Raw genomic sequence first — 16788 nt, 5'->3', positions numbered from 1 at the left:
GGCATATATACTGTGTAACTGGAGGCACCCATGACCCAGACTCGGAAAGTTCGTCTCTTTCAGAACGGAGCCAGTCAGGCGGTACGTCTTCCTGCCGACTTCCGTTTTCAGGGGAAGGAAATCTACGCGACCCGCGACGAGGTTACCGGCAATGTGACCCTCAGCGCCACTGCCAGCTCCGCCGATTTCTGGGACGATCTCTTTGAGCGCTTTCGTGCAGCCCAGCCACCCGAGGACTTCATGACAGAACGCCCCATGAATCGTATCCCTGACCGGTCCGGTGTTTTCGATGACGAGCTTGGCAAGTGAGCCACCTCTACATGCTGGACACCGACATTGCCAGCTATCTCATCAAGAAGCGCAGCCGTCAGCTTGACGAGAAATTTCGACACATACTACCCGGGTCTATCTGTCTCTCGGTAGTGACCCGCGCCGAACTGCTCTTTGGCATTCGAAGCCTGCCGCATGGTCATCGTCTACAGCTCGAGGTGCCGTACTTTCTCAATGCAGTGCGCGTCCTCGATTGGGGTTCCGGCGCAGCCGGTCACTACGCTGAGATTCGGCACGCCCTTACCGTCAGTGGCAATCTCATCGGCGAGTTGGACATAATGATCGCCGCGCACGCGATGGCCGCGGGCGCAATCCTTGTCACCAACAACACTCGCCATTACAGCCGCATCACGCTACCGCTCGTGATCGAAAACTGGGCGGAATAGCCGTTCATCCTCCCAGCACGCAATCTTTGCGATACTGAAAGGGCCATGCACATGCTCAGACGCTTTGCCGCCTCCCTGGTTGCCTGCTCGCTTGCAATTGCCTCTGCCCCACCGCTTCACGCCGAGGCCTACGACGCGCACCCCAAGCTGGTAGTCATCCTGGTGCTTGACCAGTTCCGCGCAGACTATCTCGAGCGCTACCGCACAGACTTCAAGGGCAAAGGCTTCAATCTCTTCCTGGAGCACGGAGCGGATTTCCCCGACTGCTACTACAAATACGCCAATACCGAGACTGCTCCCGGCCACTCCACCATCGGCACCGGCGCCTACACCGACGGGCACGGCATCGGCAGCAATGAGTGGTGGGATTTGAAGCGTAACAAGGAGCGCCCCATCACCTCGGTCGAAGACGAGCGTTACGCACTGGTAGGTGTGCCGCAGGGCGGCAAGACCTCGCCCGGCTCTTCGCCACGCAACCTGCTGGCTTCGACAGTCGGTGACGAGCTTCGCCTCGATACCGGTGGCGATTCGCTGGTCTACGGCGTCTCTCTCAAGGATCGTGCATCCATCCTGCCTGCCGGAGCGACCGCAAACGGTGCCTTCTGGATCGACCAGACCTCAGGCCGCTTCATCACGTCGAGCTACTACATGCAGCAGCTGCCCGACTACGTGCAGGCCTTCGACGACGGCCCGCGTATCGCGCAGGCCGAGCAGGAAGCAGGCGTGCCCAATACCAAGAACTTCTACAACGAGGTAGGCGGAACACCCGCCGCTGTCAGCTATGAAATCGACTTCGCCGAGGCCCTGATCACCGGCGCGCAGCTCGGCAAGCACGAAACCACTGACATGCTCACGCTGAGCATCTCCTCGACCGACATCCTCGGCCATCGCGTCGGCCCCGATTCCGACGAGCAGCGCCAGATGGTCGATGCTGTCGATACCGACCTCGACGGCTTCTTTACATGGCTCGATAAAAACGTCGAAGGCGGACTCGGCAACGTCTGGATCGCGCTTACCGCCGACCACGGTATCGCGCCCGTACCGCTCAATGCCGCACGCATGGGCCTGAACGCCGCCACCATCGACATGAAGAAGCTGACCGACGACCTGAACTTCTCGCTGAATCAAAAATTCTCTCCGGGCGAGAAGGTCGAGTACATGCTGAGCCATCAGTCGCTGCCCTACCTTGCGCTCAACCAGCCCGCCTTCGAGCGCGCTGGCATCAACGAGCAGGAGGCGGAAACGGCAGTCCAGAATTTCCTGCAGCCGGCTTTTGAGGGTATGGCCAAGCCCGCGGACAGCAACGCTCCGTCGATGGGCAAGCTGCCGCCGCAGCCGCATCTCTTTCGCAGCTACACCCGCCAGCAGATGGCTGAAGGACTTTATCCCTCGACACCCTTCGGCGAAATCCTGGGCAACAGCTATACCCCGAACGGCGGTTGGTACGTCATGGTCGTTCCACAGGCCTTCCAGATGGCAGCGTCGGCGACAGGGACCGGCACCAATCACTACACGCCCTATTCCTACGACCGTCATGTGCCTTTGGCGCTCTACGGCGCGCCGTTCAATCCCGGCATCTATCACGGACGCGTCGAGCCGGTCGATATCGCCGCGACCTTCGCGTCGCTGCTGGGCTTGAACCAGCCTTCTGCCTCGGTCGGGCACATTCTCACGCAGGCCATGAAGCCGGACTCGGCTGTGACCTATCCCAAGCCCGCGCCGGAGCGCGGTCGCCGCACCACTCACACCACCGTCCGCAAGAAGGCCGCGGCCGCCTCAGGGACGCAGAAGTGAAGAGCGATCAACGGGTTACCTTCTGCGGCATCGAGCTGGTAAGCCCGGTCCTCGCGGCCAGCGGAACCTTCGGTTACGGCATCGAGTTCGAGGAGATCGTCTCGCTCGACAAGATCGGCGGCTTCGTCAGCAAAGGCGTCTCGCTCGAACCGATGGCCGGTAACCAGGCGCCCCGCATCATCGAAACGCCAGCCGGCATGATGAACGCCATCGGGCTCCAGAACATCGGCGTCAAGGCCTTCATCGAGAAGAAGCTGCCCGGCCTCAGCCGCTACCCCACCTGCGCCGTCATCGTGAACGTCTTCGGCTACCAGGTTTCGGATTACGTGGAAGTGATCCGCCAGCTCAATGACGCGCCCGGCATCGCCGCCTACGAAATCAACGCGTCCTGCCCCAACACCAATCACGGAGGCATGACCTTCGGCACCGATCCCGCCTCGCTCGACGAGCTGGTCACCGCGACCAAGGCCATTGCGACCCGCCCGCTGATCGTGAAGCTCTCTCCCAACGTCACCTCGATCCCGACCATGGCCGCCTGCTGCCAGACCGCCGGAGCCGACGCCATCTCGCTGGTAAACACCTTCGTCTCGCTGGCCATCGATATCGAAACGCGCCGTCCGCGCATCGCGAATGTCACGGCGGGACTATCCGGCCCGGCGATCAAGCCCATCGCGGTCAGGATGGTCTGGGAAGCAGCGAAGACGGTGAAGATTCCCATCCTGGGACTAGGAGGAATCACCTCGGCGGAGGATGCGGTGGAGTTTTTATTGGCAGGAGCGACAGCAGTACAGGTGGGAACAGCCAGCTACGCCGATCCCCGCGCCGTCGAGCGCATCGCCCGTGGCCTGGAGCACTGGTGCGCACGGCACCACGTCGAGCGTGCCGCGGATCTTACCGGCAAGCTGGATACGACACGCGGCTGACACCTATTTTCGATCGCCACGAAAATAGGTGCCCCATCCAAGCTCTGCTTGGGTGGGAGGAAGGGTGCCCGTGCGGGAGAAATGCAGGCCCCTCACTACGTACGGGATGAGAACTATTTAAAGCGGAAACGTTTAGGCGACGTTGCGAGGCAAACGCCCATGCAGCCGCGACTGCGCCATGCCGGTCAAATAAACCGGGGCGGGCGTTGCAATCGCGATCAGAATCCAGCAGACGATCGAAACCAGCAGGCCTGCGAAAGCCCCCATCTGCAGCGTCAGTGCGACCGAACGGTGGTCAAGGTGCATGACCAGTGCCCACTGCCGGAGCGGCTCGAAGCGGTGGATGATGGCGATGGCAAACAGGAAGGCGAGCACCGACACCGTGCTCAATCCAATCAGGACAACGTCGATCATGCGGTGAAGCTGCTGCTTCCGCCGGCAGTGATCGCACTCCGTCAGATGGCTCTCATAGTCGGTGCGCATCTCGGGCGAGATCCCGGAGATGTCGTAACGCCAACTGGAGAGAATATCTCCTACAACCTGATCGGTGCATTCCTTCATAGATGAAAGCCTAATCCTCGAGCAATTCACCCTTTCGATGTCGGCAAATATAGCGCGGTATCAGAAAAATCAAACATTTTTTTCAAATACCCGAACTCGAAAAGATACGTTCAGTATATCAAGGCGCTATAGCGTAATAGATGCCAGGGGTACATCCTGAGTCGCAAGCAGGACCTTGTTTCCCAACAGGTTCATCCGCTCGCGCAGTGCGTATTCGGCCGCAACCCTTGCCAATTCAGGAAGATTGTTGCTCTCCGAGAGGTGAGCAAGAATCACGTAAGCGGCCTGACCATCATACGTTTTCTCCAGAAATTCCGCAGCTGCGTGGTTCGACAAATGTCCGACGCGCGACATCACCCGCTGCTTCACCGACCAGGGATACGGGCCGTCCCTTAGCATATCCAGGTCGTGGTTCGACTCGAGCATCAGCACATCGCAGCGGCGCAGCCGCATGGCGGCGTGCGAGGGCATGTAGCCAAGATCTGTCGCCAGTCCAATCCTGATCCCTTCCGCTTCGAAAACGAACCCCACCGGATCGGCAGCGTCGTGAGGAATCGTGAAGGGCTTCACCGCAATATCACCGATACAGAATTCTTCGCCCGCCGAGAAATATTCCACGCCTGGCAGCGCCGCGGGATCGGCCTTAGCCTTCTCCGGCTCTGCCTGTTCCTCTTCGAAGGCCTCGCGTTCATCGATCTCAGGATTCGATGGCGCAGCCGCCTGCCGCTTCCGCTCCTCGAGCCATTCGGCATAAGTCATTTTCTTGCGAGGAGTGACGCAGCGGACCCAGGCACGATGGGTGGGCTCGGTAAAGTACACCGGAATACCCAGCTTGCGGGCGGTCACAGCCAGCCCCTGCACGTGATCCTGGTGCTCGTGAGTAATCAGGATGGCATCCAGCGTGGAGGGATCTTCCTCCGCCGCACGCATGCGCTTGAAGATCTCGCGGCAGGAAACGCCGGCATCGACCAGGATGCGGGTGCGTGAGCTGGAGACAACGGTGCAATTGCCCTTGGAACCGCTGGCCAATACCGTCATCTTTACCATTTTGTAAGAATACGCTTCTCGCGTGTGGAAGGAAGACTGAAAGCCCCGGCAGGAACCATCCTGGGACACAACCGGCTGAAATCAGGGAGCTGACTCAGTAAATGGCATCCTTCACCTTCGTCGGGATGACAAGCTTAGTAAAGCTAGGAAAATTCCGGCAACGATTCCTCACCGGACGTGACCTTGGCCAGCACGCAGGTGATGTTGTCTCGTCCGCCCACCTGCTTCGCCGCCTCAATCAGGTCATGGCAGGTTTCCTCAAGGCTGCGGCCGTGGGCAATGACCGCCGCGATCTGCTCATCGGGCAGTTCGCGGGTCAACCCATCGGAGCAAAGCAGGAGAATGTCTCCAGGTTCGAGCGCGAGCTCGGAGATCTCCGGCGAGACCGAGCGCTGCGTTCCAATGGCGCGAGTGATCACGTTGCGCAGAGGAGACCGTTCGGCTTCGTCTTCGGTGATCTGCCCCATTCTGACCTGCTCGTCGACAAGAGAGTGGTCCTTTGTCTGGCGAGTGAGCTCTCCGGCGCGGAAGAGATAGCATCGGCTGTCTCCCACATGCGCGATCATGGCGCATGTCCGTTGCACGATGGCGGCTACCAGGGTAGTTCCCATGCCGTGCAGGGAGGCATCGGACGAAGCACGGCTGTAGACCTGGCGGTTGGCCGCTGCGATCGCCGCTTCCATGCCGGCGCGCAGGTTATCGGCTCCAGAGCCGCAGAGTTTTTCCGTGGCTACCTCAACGGCCAGGTGGCTGGCGATTTCCCCGCCGGCAGCGCCGCCCATTCCATCGCAGACGACGAAGATGCCCGCTTCGGAAACGATTCCAAAGGCATCCTCATTGCTGCGCCGCACCATGCCAATATCTGTCAGGCCCGCGGATTGTAGATATACCAGCTGCGTCATCGAAACCGAGTGCACCGTCGTCAAAGATACACGTTTCGGCGGCGGGGTTGGTGACTACTTCCCATTCCGAGAAAGATTTTTCTGAGCTTTCAGCATTCTCTTGCTCCCCGGCAACTTTCGCGATATCGTGGGCCAAAAACTTATGTGTACCCGTGTTCGTACGCTCTTTGTTCTGCTGGCATTTGTTGTGCCTGCCTTTCTCTGCCAAACCTCTCACGCTGCCGAATGTAAGATCGCCGGCCCGCATCCGCTTACACCAGCGCAGACAGCCTCCATCATCGGCAACTACAGCGTCGCGGAGTCTCTCTACCGCGAGGAGATCGTCAAGACTAAAGATCCTGTCGCCATCGCCGGCCTGATCGATGTGCTGTTGGACGAGCAAAAAATCGACGAAGCTGAATCGACGGCCAAAGCCGCGTTGCAGAACGCACCCCATTCGGCCCCGATCCTTACCGCGATGTACAGGGTCCAGCATCGCAAGGGCACGCCGTGGGACGCTCAGAAAACGCTGACGCTCGCCTATATGAGCGATCCCTGTTATCCGCCGGCTCACCTGGCGATGGCGCACTATTTTCGCTTCACCTCGTATTGGGCCTCTGCCGCGAGCGAACTCAAGCTGGCACACCAGCTCGATCCCTACGATCCCAATATCCGGCGCGAGTGGATCCAGACTCTGCCCATCCGCCAGCGAATCGAGGAGCTCAAAAAGCTGATCGGCGATGGTAGCGGAGATGCGGATTCCCTGCGTTGGATGAAGCACGAAGTTGCGGTGCTTGAAGATCACATCTCCCAGATGGAGAACAACCAGGCTGGCTGCCATTTGGTGTCAGAAGTCACAAACACTGAGATACCCTTCACCCCGCTGATGATCGACCCGACACATATCAGCGGCTGGGGGCTGGACGTACGCTTCAACGACAAGAACTCGCACCTCACCGTCGATACCGGCGCAGACGGTCTTTACATTAGCCGCTCGGTAGCGGAGCGCGCCGACCTGAAACCGATCACTACCTCGGATACTGGCGGCATCGGCGACAAGGGCAGGCAAAGCGGTTACACGGCATTTGCAAAATCGATCAAGATCGGCAGCCTGGAGTTTCAGAACTGCCTCGTTGAAGTAAGCGACCGGCGAAATGTCGTCGGCACCGACGGCCTGATCGGAATGGATGTCTTTTCGAACTTCCTCGTCACCCTCGACTTCCCCTGGCACAAAATGACGCTCGGACCGCTGCCGCCCTATCCGGACGCTCCAGCTGCCACGCCCGCCAGCCTGAATACTCAGCAGGAAAGCCCGGCCGGTGGAACCGAGACAACCGCATCCAAAGACGGGAAGAGCGACGATGAAAAGGCGGGAGACAGCAAGACGACTGCCGCGAAGAGAGTCGTCTCAAGTGGGCCGCACAACCGGTACATCGCACCCGAAATGCAAAGCTGGGACCGTGTCTACCGGCAGGGCCACATGCTGATCGTCCCAGTGCTGCTAAATGCCAAAACCACTCGCCTCTTCATCGTCGATACCGGTGCTTGGCGCACATCGATTGCCCCGTGGGCAGCGCGCGAGGTCACCAAGGTCCACCGCGACGACCGCATCCAGGTCAAAGGCGTATCCGGCGAGGTGAACGAGGTCTTCGATGCCGACAAGATCACCTTCCGTTTTTCCCACTTTAATCAGGAGTTTGACGATATCACTTCATTCGCCATACCCGAGATCAGCCGGAATATGAACACGGAAATCTCGGGCTTCATTGGCTTCGATATTCTGCACTTCCTGGTGCTGAAGATCGACTATCGCGACGGACTGATGGATTTCGAATACCAGGCAGACCGCGGCTATCAACACATTCGCTAAAGTACCCATTCAACACAAAAGGGCTGACCGCAATGGTCAGCCCTTTTGTGTTGAATGGTGAAGGCCTACTTCGCGCCGCCCTTGGCGCTCGCGAGGCGGGATTCTGCCTCTTCGATCACCTCTTCGGCGTGTGCGTACTTCCCGGCGTCTTCGCCGGCCTCGTTCCAGAGCTTGTGGCCCCGGTCGAGCATCTGCTGCGCGGCGCCGGTGTCGATCTCTTCCGGCTTCTGCGCGCTTTCCGCCAGGATGGTCACGCGCTCCGGCAGCACTTCGACAAAACCGCGGGCCACGTGAAAGCGCTGGCCTTCGGCTTCGCCGCCATGCAGGCGCACTTCGCCCGCGCCGAGAACGGCGAGCAGCGGAGCGGCTCCGTAGAGCACCTCGAAGTAGCCGGTCTCGGAGGGCACCTCGACTGCATCCGCCGTCTGGTCGACGAGGATGCGGTCAGGGGTGACCAACCGGACCCGCAATGTATTGGTGGAGGACTCTGCCATCGTTTCCCCTTGTTACGCCTTCATCTTGGCAGCAGCTTCGAGCACTTCCTCGATGGTTCCCTTCATGTAGAAGGCCTGCTCGGGGATGTCATCGTGCTTGCCTTCGATAACTTCCTTGAAGCTGCGAACCGTGTCCGCAACCTTGCAGTAGCGGCCCGGCATGCCGGTGAACTGCTCGGCTACGTGGAAGGGCTGCGAGAGGAACTTCTGCACCTTGCGCGCACGCGATACGGTGAGCTTGTCCTCTTCGGAAAGTTCGTCGATACCGAGAATGGCGATGATGTCCTGCAGGTCCTTGTAGCGCTGCAGAATACGCTTCACGCCCTGCGCAACATCGTAGTGCTCCTGCCCGACAACACGCGGCGAAAGAATACGCGAGCTCGAAGCCAGAGGATCTACCGCAGGGTAGATACCGAGCTCAGACAGCGGACGCGAGAGAACAGTGGTCGCGTCGAGGTGGGCAAAGGTGGTTGCAGGCGCCGGATCGGTAACGTCGTCGGCAGGCACATAGACAGCCTGTACCGAGGTGACCGAGCCCTTCTTCGTCGAGGTGATGCGCTCCTGCAGCTCGCCCATTTCCGTGGCAAGGTTCGGCTGGTAGCCGACGGCTGACGGCATACGGCCAAGCAGCGTCGATACCTCGGAACCCGCCTGGGTGAAGCGGAAGATGTTGTCGATGAACAGCAGCGTGTCCGCGCCTTCTTCGTCGCGGAAGTGCTCGGCGATGGTCAGCGCCGAGAGGGCCACGCGCAGACGCGCACCCGGCGGCTCGGTCATCTGGCCGTAGATCAACGCAGCCTTGGACTTCGAGAAGTCCTTGAGATCGATTACGCCGGCTTCCTGGAACTCGAGCCAGAGGTCGTTGCCTTCGCGGGTACGCTCACCGACGCCTGCAAAGACCGAGAAGCCGCCATGCTTGGAGGCGACGTTGTTGATCAGCTCCTGGATGACGACCGTCTTGCCCACGCCGGCGCCGCCGAAGAGACCCACCTTGCCACCCTTAAGGAAGGGCTGGATAAGATCGATGACCTTCACGCCGGTCTCGAACATCTCTTCCTGCATCGACTGCTCGTCGAATGCCGGAGCGGGGCGGTGAATGGGCTTGTGCAGCTTGGCATTGACCGGGCCGAGCTCGTCGACAGGCTGGCCGATCACGTTGAGCACACGGCCCAGCGTTTCGCGGCCCACGGGCACGCTGATCGGCGCGCCCGTGTCGATGACCTTCATGCCGCGCACCATGCCCTCGGTGGCCTCCATGGCCACGCAGCGCACGCGGCCTTCGCCGATGTGCTGCTGCACTTCGAGGATCACGTCGATGGGCTTGGGTACGTCGAACCCTTCGCTCACCACGCGCAGCGCCTGGTAAATGTACGGCATCTTCGTCTCGTCGAACTGTACGTCGACTGCGGGGCCGGATACCTGAATGACTTTGCCGATGTTTTCTGACATAAAGGCTGTTTTTCCCTGTTCTCTTACTGAATCTTGAAGCGATGGCTTAAATAGCCGTCGATTTCCTTCTTCTCTACTTCGAGCGAGTGTTCCACCTTCTGCCTCGCTGCGCGCTCTTTCTCGTCCTGCGGATCCATCGTCGCCATCGTTCCCAGCATCGAGGCGTAAGTCCCAAGATCCGCATACAGCATGGAATCGTTGAACGATGCCTGCTCATGCGCTTCCTGGTACTGATCGATCTGCTTCTCCGGACCGGCAAGCTCAGGATCGTTCGGATCCTTGACCTTGCCTGCCCTCACATCCTGCTCAACCTGTTGCAGCCGGGCATAAATCTGTGCGCCCTGCTGGTTTGCCGCCGAGGTACCGAAGAACTGCCGTCCAAAAGCGAAGTAAAAGACCACGCCAAACCCAACGATAACGATGACGGCAATGCCCAGCGGTCTGATCTTCATCGTGTTCTCAGATAGCCGACGCGCCGCTCACGATCTCGATAATCTCCTTGGTGATCGCTGCCTGGCGCACGCGATTCATCGTGAGCGTCAGCGAATCGATCATCTCGGAGGCGTTGTTCGTTGCCGAATCCATCGCCGTCATACGTGCCGCCTGCTCAGCCGCTACCGACTCAAGCATGGCATGGTAGAGCTGCGAGGTGATGTAGCGCGGAAGAATGGCGTTGAAGATATCCTCGGGCGACTGCTCGTAGATGTAATCCGTCTCCGCCGTACCGAACTTCTTCGCTTCCTCTTCAAACTCTTTCGCGTTCGCCTCGGGCTCGCCTTCGCGAACACTCACGCCCGAGGTCGCGGCTGCCTTGGCCGCATCAGTGCGGTCCTGCGCGCTCAACTCCTGCGAATCGGCTACCTGCCGCTGTCCGAATTCGATAATGGGCAGAACTTTCTCGACCACCACGCGCTGCAGGATGACTGACTTGAATTCGTTGTAGACGATGTACACGGCGTCGATCTCGGCTCGCGAGTAGCGGGCGACAATATCCTCGCCCAGCTCACGGACCTGCTCGAATTCGATCTTGTTGAGTATCCCCGTATGGTCGCCGTAATTCTCGATGGGTCCCGAACGATGGCGCTGCGGCAGCTCTGCGTGCTCGTCGCCCGAAGCCTGCGGAATCTCGGCATCGCGGTACATGCGGCGGAACTGGTCGCGTGCCTTGCGGCCGATCGCCTCGATGTCGATTTCCTTCTTGCCGTTCTTGTTCAGAAACTGGGTTGTGGCCTTGACGATGTTGGCGTTGAAGCCGCCGGCAAAGCCCTTGTCGCCGGAGACGACAACCACGAGAATGCGCTTCTCTTCGCGGGTTTCGAGCAGCGGATGCCGCAGGTCGCCCGTGAAAGGATCGTGAATTTCAATACGCCGCTTCAGGCTCTCGAGCACGCCAGCCAGCATCGCCGAGTACGGCCGCGATGCGAGTGCGCGCTCCTGCGCGCGGCGCAGCTTGGCCGCGGCCACCATCTTCATGGCCTTGGTGATCTGGCGCGTGTTCTTCACACTGCGAATGCGCCGTCGTAAATCGAGAACGTTCGCCATGGGTCCTTACTTCGCGGGATGCTCCGCCTGGAAGTTTGCCTTGTATTCCTTGATTGCTTCGGTGAGGCGGCTCTTGATCGAGTCATCGAGCGCCTTCTTGGTGGCGATATCGTTCAGCAGTGCCGAGTGGCCCGAATCCATGAACTTGTGCAGACCGGCTTCGAAGGGCACTACCTGGTCCACGGCAACGTCATCGAGCAGACCCTGTGTTCCGGCGAACAGGATCACCACCTGCTGCTCAGCGCGCAAAGGCTGGAACTGCGGCTGTTTCAGGATTTCCGTCAGGCGCTTGCCGCGGTTGAGCTGGTTTTGCGTGATCTTGTCGAGATCGCTGCCGAACTGCGCAAAGGCAGCCAGTTCGCGATACTGCGCGAGATCGAGCTTCAGCGTCGAACCGACCTGCTTGACCGCCTTGATGGCAGCCGAGAAGCCGACGCGCGAAACCGAAAGGCCGACGTTCACGGCAGGACGAATACCCGAGTTGAATAGATCGGTTTCCAGGAAGATCTGTCCGTCGGTGATCGAGATTACGTTCGTCGGAATGTAGGCCGAGACGTCGCCCGCCTGCGTTTCGATGATCGGCAGCGCGGTCAGCGAACCGCCGCCCTTCTCATCGTTCAGCTTGGCCGAGCGTTCGAGCAGGCGCGAGTGGAGATAGAACACGTCGCCCGGGTAAGCTTCGCGGCCCGGCGGACGGCGCAGCAGCAGCGAGATTTCGCGGTAAGCGGTCGCGTGCTTGGAGAGATCGTCGTAGATCACCAGCGCGTGCTTGCCGTTATCGCGGAAGTACTCGCCGAGCGCGGTCGCGGCATAAGGCGCGAGGTAAAGCAGCGGAGCGGGTTCGGAGGCCGAAGCGGCAACGACGATGGTGTAATCCATCGCGCCATGCTCGGTCAGCGTCTGCACAACCTGGGCGATCGAAGAACGCTTCTGACCGATGGCGCAGTAGATGCAGATCAGGTTGTTCTTCGCGCTGTTGATGATGGTGTCGAGCGCCACGGCGGTCTTGCCGGTCTGGCGGTCACCGATGATCAGCTCGCGCTGTCCGCGGCCGATCGGAATCATCGAGTCGATGGCCTTGAGACCGGTCATCATGGGCTCGCGAACCGGCTGACGGTCGATGACGCCAGGAGCCAGGCGCTCGATGGGCAGCGTCTCGGTAGTGGCAATGGGGCCCTTGTCGTCGATCGGCTCACCGAGCGCATTGACGACGCGGCCAATCATGGCCTCGCCGACGGGAATGCTCAGGATCTTGCCGGTGCGGCGCACCTGGTCGCCTTCGCGAATCTCGGTGTACTCGCCCATCAGCACAGCGCCGACCTGGTCTTCTTCGAGGCTCATGGCGAGGCCCGAAACACCGTGCGGGAACTCAAGCAGCTCGCCGGCCATAACCTTGTCGAGACCATGCAGGCGTGCGATACCGTCGCCGAGCGAGATAACCGTGCCCACTTCATCTACGCGAACCTTCGCGTCGTAGTTCGCAATCTGCTCCCTCAGGAGCTCAGTAATTTCGTCTGCCTTTATCTGAGCCATGCTCCACTTTCCAACCTGGGTGTTAAATCTTCAAATCTCTATAGCCGACGCACAGCTTGATTCGCGCCGCTTAACTCTTGCCGCTCAATTCTTGACGAGCTGATCTTCCAGCCGCTCCAACCGTCCTCTAACCGAACCGTCATACACCGTGCTGCCGACACGTGCAATCACGCCGCCCAGCAGGGACTCATCCACGTGATACGTCGCACTCACCTGTTTCCCCACCCGCGAGCCGATCTGCGAGGCCAGCGCATGGCGCTCCTCTTCACCGAGAGCGCGCGCCGTGGTGATTTCCACTTCCGCGATCCCAATCCGCCGGTTCATCTCGTGGCGAAACTCTTTCACGATCTGGGAAAAGGCATTCAGGCGGGCGTGGTCGATCAGCACCGCAAGAAAGTTTCGTACCTGCACAGAGAGTGCCATGCGCTCATTGAGCTTGTCGAGAATGGCGATCTTCTGCTCCGAGGGGATCGTCGGATCGAGAAAGACCTCGCGCAGGTCGGAGCTTTCCTTCCAGGCTGCGCCAAAATCTGCCAGCTGGCTCTCGATCACAGCACGGTCGAGGTGCTCGTGGGCCGCAACATCCGCCAGTGCGCGTGCATACCTTGCCGCAAAAGCTGCCATCAGTTCCGGTCCCCCTTCAGGCTCTCGCCGAAGCTGTGAATCAATGCGCGATCCCCTTCTACACCGAGGTGAATCTGCTGCTTCGCGCGCTCGAGCGCGAGTTCCGCTGCAAACTTCTTGAGTCCGCGCTGCGCCGCCGACTGTGCCGCGGCAATGTCCTGCTCGGCCGAGGCCACAATACGCTTGCGCTCTTCCTCGAGCGCTTCCTGGATGCGCTTCTCGTCGCCTGCGCTATCGCGCTCGGACTGCTCGCGAATGCTGTCAATCTCGACGCCAAGCTTCGACAGGCGCTCTTCGACGACCGCGAGACGCTCATTTGCATGGGCGGTAGCCGTGCGCGCTTCCACCAGCTGCTGCTGCAGTGTCTCCGAGCGTTTGCGGAAGGTCTTGGGAACGATCTTGAGAACGAAGAACAGGATGACGGCAATCAGGATGCCCGAGTTCAGATCCTCGAAGATCTTGGCCATCGTCTCGACCGGCATGCCCGTCTTATTGGCGAGAGCAACTACCGGAGCGGCATGGCGAAATGAATCCATCTCCTTCTCGGAGTCTTCCGCCGCCGGCTGCGAGGAGTCTTTCTGGGCGCCGGATGCGTCAGTGGCAGCAGGAGCTTCCTGGGCGCGTGCAAAGCCGTTCGCCGTGGTCAGCACGAAGAACGATGCCAGCAGCAGTACGAGAAACTTCACGTTCAGATTTTTTTTCAACGGGTTACTCCTTCCGCATGCTCCGAAGGAAGAACTGCCCGGAGAATCTGGCCTGCAAGCTGGTCGACTGCGCCCTGCAGCTGACGCCGCGCATCGGCGGCATCGGCTTCGATCGCGTGACGGGCCTGCTCAACCCGCTCCTGCGCGGCAAAACGGGCGCTGGCCAGGGCCGCATCGCGCTGCGCCGTCCACTGCTGTACGCGCTGTTCGCGCAGGCGGAAGATCTCCGCGCGCGCCGAGCGCAATTTCGCCTCATATTCCTGAGTCTTCGCATCTGCGGCGGCGATGGCGGCATGCGCCTTCTCAACCGCTCCCAGCGTACGCTCACGGCGTTCCGCCAGAACGCGTGACAGGGGATTGAACAAGATAAATCTGTAAGCCAGCACCAGCACCAGGAAAATGATCATCGTCGGCACAGAGCCGAGCATCAGATCGCCGAGTTGGCGCAGCATTTCGTTAACCATGATTTCGCCGAAGTCTACCGGGTGGAATCTCTTGGAAAGGTTTGTTGAAACTCTAGGTTTTTAACAAAGATAAAAATCGGGTGTCAATGAGGCACACCGCACCGGCCGTTTCAGGCTTCGCCTCACCAAACAAGGATACCTGAAAACTCTTGACTCAATGGGTCACCGGCGTACACTCAAGATATCACCTATGACCCGGTTCAGGGTCCAGACGGGCTGAATATTCGGGACTTACCTCCGCTTCCTGAAAGTTCAGCCCGTTTCTTGATTCTCTTCAGCCCCGAAAACGCGATACTGGCGGTACCTGCCCAGTAAAGAGGCGGGGCCGGTGACGGTCATCGCCACTTTGTTCGCCACAAACTCACGCTTTCTGATCAGCGCCCCGGCGCCGAGCGCCGCCAGGACGTCTCCCTGCGACTGAGGCACCTCGAACCGCTGCTCAACGATCGGGTCGGCCACCAAAAACTCATCGACCCTCTCAAGCAGCGCCTGGATGCCGGCCCCCGTCTTCGCCGAGACCAGGACAGCCCCACGGCCCTTCAGGCTCTCTAACTCCTCCGCGGGCAGCAGGTCGATCTTGTTCAGGACTTCGATTCGTGGCTTGCTGAGGACTCCCAGTTCCTCGAGTACTTTTTCGACCTCGGCGCGATGCTCGTCCTGCGCAGGGCTGGAACAATCCTGCACATGCAACAGGACCTCTGCCTTCTGCACTTCTTCAAGCGTGGCCCGGAAGGAGGTCACCAGCGTGTGCGGCAGGTCGCGAATGAATCCGACCGTGTCCGACAGCAGGATCTTGCGCCGGCTGGGAAGCTGCATCGCCTTCAGCTTCGGGTCGAGCGTCGCGAACATGCGCGAGGACTCGAGCACCCCCGCCTGCGTGATCTGATTGAAGAGCGTGCTCTTACCGGCGTTCGTATAGCCGACCAGCGCTACCGTCGGAACCGGCACAGACTCGCGGCGCTGTCGCTGCTGCGCGCGGATACGGCGAACATTCTCGATCTCCTGCCGTAACTGGATCAGCCTGCGCTGGATGCGCCGCCGGTCAGTCTCAAGCTGCGTTTCACCGGGACCACGGGTGCCGATTCCGCCGCCCAGCTGCGACATCGCCTTGCCACGGCCGGTCAGCCTGGGCAGCATGTATTCAAGCTGGGCAAGCTCTACCTGGAGCTGGCCTTCACGCGTCCGCGCGTGGCGGGCAAAAATATCGAGTATGAGCTGGGTGCGGTCGAGAACTCGGCAGGGCAAAGCCTCTTCCAGGTTACGAAGCTGCGTTGGAGAAAGATCGTGATCGAAGAGGATGACATCGGCCTGTGCCGAAGCGGCGAGCCCGGCAAGCTCTTCCACCTTGCCGCTGCCGATCAGCGTGGCGGGGTCAGCCTTGGGGCGGCGCTGAATGACCTCTGCTTCAACCTCGGCACCTGCTGAGGTGACGAGTTCCCTGAACTCCGCCAGCCGTTCCGTGACATCGGAAAAGGTGACAGCAGCAGACGCATGTGCGTCTGATTCAGCATCCAGAAGCGCGGCTTCGCGCGCAAGAGCTGCGGTCGAGGGCAAACGGCGACGCTGGCCGGTGAAATCTACAGCCACCAGCAGAGCGCGTTCCAAACTTCCCCTCATGGACAAAAAACTCTGGCACGCAGCCGGGGCATGAATGCCCCGGCTGCGTGAAGACCGTTACTTCCCAACTAGGAATTCACCAAATCCGGCTGCGCTGCCGTGGACGCTGCATGGCTTGAAGAATGAGCAGAGGCCGGCGGCCGATGATCGCTATGCAGAACAGAACGGCTGCTTACGACCGTGGAAATGGCGTGTTTAAAAATGAGCTGTTCCTGACTATTGTTCTCAAGCAGAACGGAATACTTGTCGAACGACCGGATCTTTCCAGTCAGCTTTACACCGCTCACCAGGTAAATCGTTATAGGCGTCTTGTCTTTGCGAACCGTATTCAGAAAGGTGTCCTGAATATTCTGTGCCGGCTTGTTATCCATGTGCCGATCTCCATCTATCTCGGAACCCTTTGGGGGCTTCCTGTATTTTTGATGTCCAGCAAAATGCTCTTCATTCACTAAACCCGGTCAGCGGGCAAGCTCTACAGTCTTTATATTCGCTTCCAACCTTTATCCGGGCTCATCTATACGAAAACTAAGGAACTAATCGGTACAGCCACGACAGCAGCACCGAAGCCG

18 protein-coding genes are annotated in these 16788 nt (G+C 59.8%); 5 read left to right on the top strand and 13 right to left on the bottom strand.

Annotated elements, in window-relative coordinates; translation table 11 throughout:
* Nucleotides 1–30 precede the first annotated feature (30 nt).
* The 4 genes from LJD29_RS11265 to LJD29_RS11250 are packed head-to-tail and all read left to right on the top strand — an operon-like array spanning nucleotide 31 to nucleotide 3433.
* Complete coding sequence (locus LJD29_RS11265; RefSeq protein WP_446745857.1) at nucleotides 31–309, top strand: antitoxin; 279 nt, start codon at nucleotides 31–33, stop codon at nucleotides 307–309.
* Entirely contained in the window at nucleotides 306–716 is a 411-nt protein-coding gene (locus LJD29_RS11260) for a type II toxin-antitoxin system VapC family toxin (protein WP_446745856.1), read from the top strand. Before LJD29_RS11265 ends, LJD29_RS11260 begins: the two co-directional genes overlap by 4 nt.
* A gap of 45 nt (nucleotides 717–761) precedes the next feature.
* Entirely contained in the window at nucleotides 762–2510 is a 1749-nt protein-coding gene (locus tag LJD29_RS11255; RefSeq protein ID WP_446745855.1) for an alkaline phosphatase family protein, read from the top strand.
* Nucleotides 2507–3433: a dihydroorotate dehydrogenase gene (locus LJD29_RS11250; protein ID WP_446745854.1), complete on the top strand. Its 927-nt coding sequence runs from the start codon at nucleotides 2507–2509 to the stop codon at nucleotides 3431–3433. Before LJD29_RS11255 ends, LJD29_RS11250 begins: the two co-directional genes overlap by 4 nt.
* A 132-nt stretch (nucleotides 3434–3565) precedes the next feature.
* On the opposite strand, the gene LJD29_RS11245 is transcribed toward LJD29_RS11250, so the two are convergent.
* From LJD29_RS11245 to LJD29_RS11235, 3 genes are all read right to left on the bottom strand, one after another.
* Complete coding sequence (locus tag LJD29_RS11245; protein ID WP_446745853.1) at nucleotides 3566–3994, bottom strand: hypothetical protein; 429 nt, start codon at nucleotides 3992–3994, stop codon at nucleotides 3566–3568.
* A gap of 126 nt (nucleotides 3995–4120) precedes the next feature.
* On the bottom strand, nucleotides 4121–5041 hold the full coding sequence (locus tag LJD29_RS11240) for an MBL fold metallo-hydrolase (protein WP_446745852.1): 921 nt from the start codon (nucleotides 5039–5041) through the stop codon (nucleotides 4121–4123).
* A 143-nt stretch (nucleotides 5042–5184) separates the two neighbouring features.
* Entirely contained in the window at nucleotides 5185–5943 is a 759-nt protein-coding gene (locus LJD29_RS11235) for a Stp1/IreP family PP2C-type Ser/Thr phosphatase (protein WP_446745851.1), read from the bottom strand.
* Between the two features lie 142 nt (nucleotides 5944–6085).
* On the opposite strand from LJD29_RS11235, the gene LJD29_RS11230 reads away from it, so the two are divergent.
* On the top strand, nucleotides 6086–7792 hold the full coding sequence (locus LJD29_RS11230; RefSeq protein ID WP_446745850.1) for an aspartyl protease family protein: 1707 nt from the start codon (nucleotides 6086–6088) through the stop codon (nucleotides 7790–7792).
* A 65-nt stretch (nucleotides 7793–7857) separates the two neighbouring features.
* On the opposite strand, the gene atpC is transcribed toward LJD29_RS11230, so the two are convergent.
* From atpC to hfq, 10 genes are all read right to left on the bottom strand, one after another.
* Nucleotides 7858–8286, bottom strand: a complete 429-nt coding sequence (gene atpC, locus LJD29_RS11225; RefSeq protein WP_446745849.1) for an ATP synthase F1 subunit epsilon — start codon at nucleotides 8284–8286, stop codon at nucleotides 7858–7860.
* A 12-nt stretch (nucleotides 8287–8298) separates the two neighbouring features.
* Nucleotides 8299–9735 carry a F0F1 ATP synthase subunit beta gene (gene atpD, locus LJD29_RS11220; protein WP_446745848.1) on the bottom strand — a complete coding sequence of 479 codons (1437 nt, stop codon included), beginning with the start codon at nucleotides 9733–9735 and terminating at the stop codon, nucleotides 8299–8301.
* Between the two features lie 23 nt (nucleotides 9736–9758).
* The gene (locus tag LJD29_RS11215; protein ID WP_446745847.1) at nucleotides 9759–10187 is read right to left on the bottom strand and encodes a hypothetical protein; all 429 of its coding nucleotides are present in this window, start codon (nucleotides 10185–10187) and stop codon (nucleotides 9759–9761) included.
* Nucleotides 10188–10194: 7 nt separating this feature from the next.
* Entirely contained in the window at nucleotides 10195–11277 is a 1083-nt protein-coding gene (locus LJD29_RS11210) for a F0F1 ATP synthase subunit gamma (RefSeq protein ID WP_446745846.1), read from the bottom strand.
* A 6-nt stretch (nucleotides 11278–11283) separates the two neighbouring features.
* The gene (gene atpA / locus LJD29_RS11205; RefSeq protein ID WP_446745845.1) at nucleotides 11284–12810 is read right to left on the bottom strand and encodes a F0F1 ATP synthase subunit alpha; all 1527 of its coding nucleotides are present in this window, start codon (nucleotides 12808–12810) and stop codon (nucleotides 11284–11286) included.
* 84 nt (nucleotides 12811–12894) lie between these two features.
* A complete protein-coding gene (gene atpH, locus LJD29_RS11200) occupies nucleotides 12895–13434 on the bottom strand; it encodes an ATP synthase F1 subunit delta (RefSeq protein ID WP_446745844.1) in 540 nt (179 codons plus the stop codon).
* Nucleotides 13434–14138 carry a F0F1 ATP synthase subunit B gene (locus tag LJD29_RS11195; protein WP_446745843.1) on the bottom strand — a complete coding sequence of 235 codons (705 nt, stop codon included), beginning with the start codon at nucleotides 14136–14138 and terminating at the stop codon, nucleotides 13434–13436. Before LJD29_RS11195 ends, atpH begins: the two co-directional genes overlap by 1 nt.
* Nucleotides 14135–14602, bottom strand: coding sequence for a F0F1 ATP synthase subunit B (locus tag LJD29_RS11190; protein WP_446745842.1), 468 nt, complete (start codon nucleotides 14600–14602; stop codon nucleotides 14135–14137). The genes LJD29_RS11195 and LJD29_RS11190 overlap by 4 nt, the downstream gene beginning before the upstream one ends.
* Before the next feature lie 252 nt (nucleotides 14603–14854).
* The gene (gene hflX / locus LJD29_RS11185; protein ID WP_446745841.1) at nucleotides 14855–16207 is read right to left on the bottom strand and encodes a GTPase HflX; all 1353 of its coding nucleotides are present in this window, start codon (nucleotides 16205–16207) and stop codon (nucleotides 14855–14857) included.
* Between the two features lie 80 nt (nucleotides 16208–16287).
* Entirely contained in the window at nucleotides 16288–16590 is a 303-nt protein-coding gene (gene hfq / locus LJD29_RS11180) for an RNA chaperone Hfq (RefSeq protein ID WP_446745840.1), read from the bottom strand.
* Between the last annotated feature and the right edge of the window lie 198 nt (nucleotides 16591–16788).

Source organism: Silvibacterium acidisoli (assembly GCA_022870745.1).
Taxonomy (GTDB): Bacteria; Acidobacteriota; Terriglobia; order Terriglobales; family Acidobacteriaceae; genus Silvibacterium.
The sequence above is the reverse complement of the archived record's forward strand: the minus strand, read 5'-3'. Positions and strand labels throughout refer to the sequence as shown.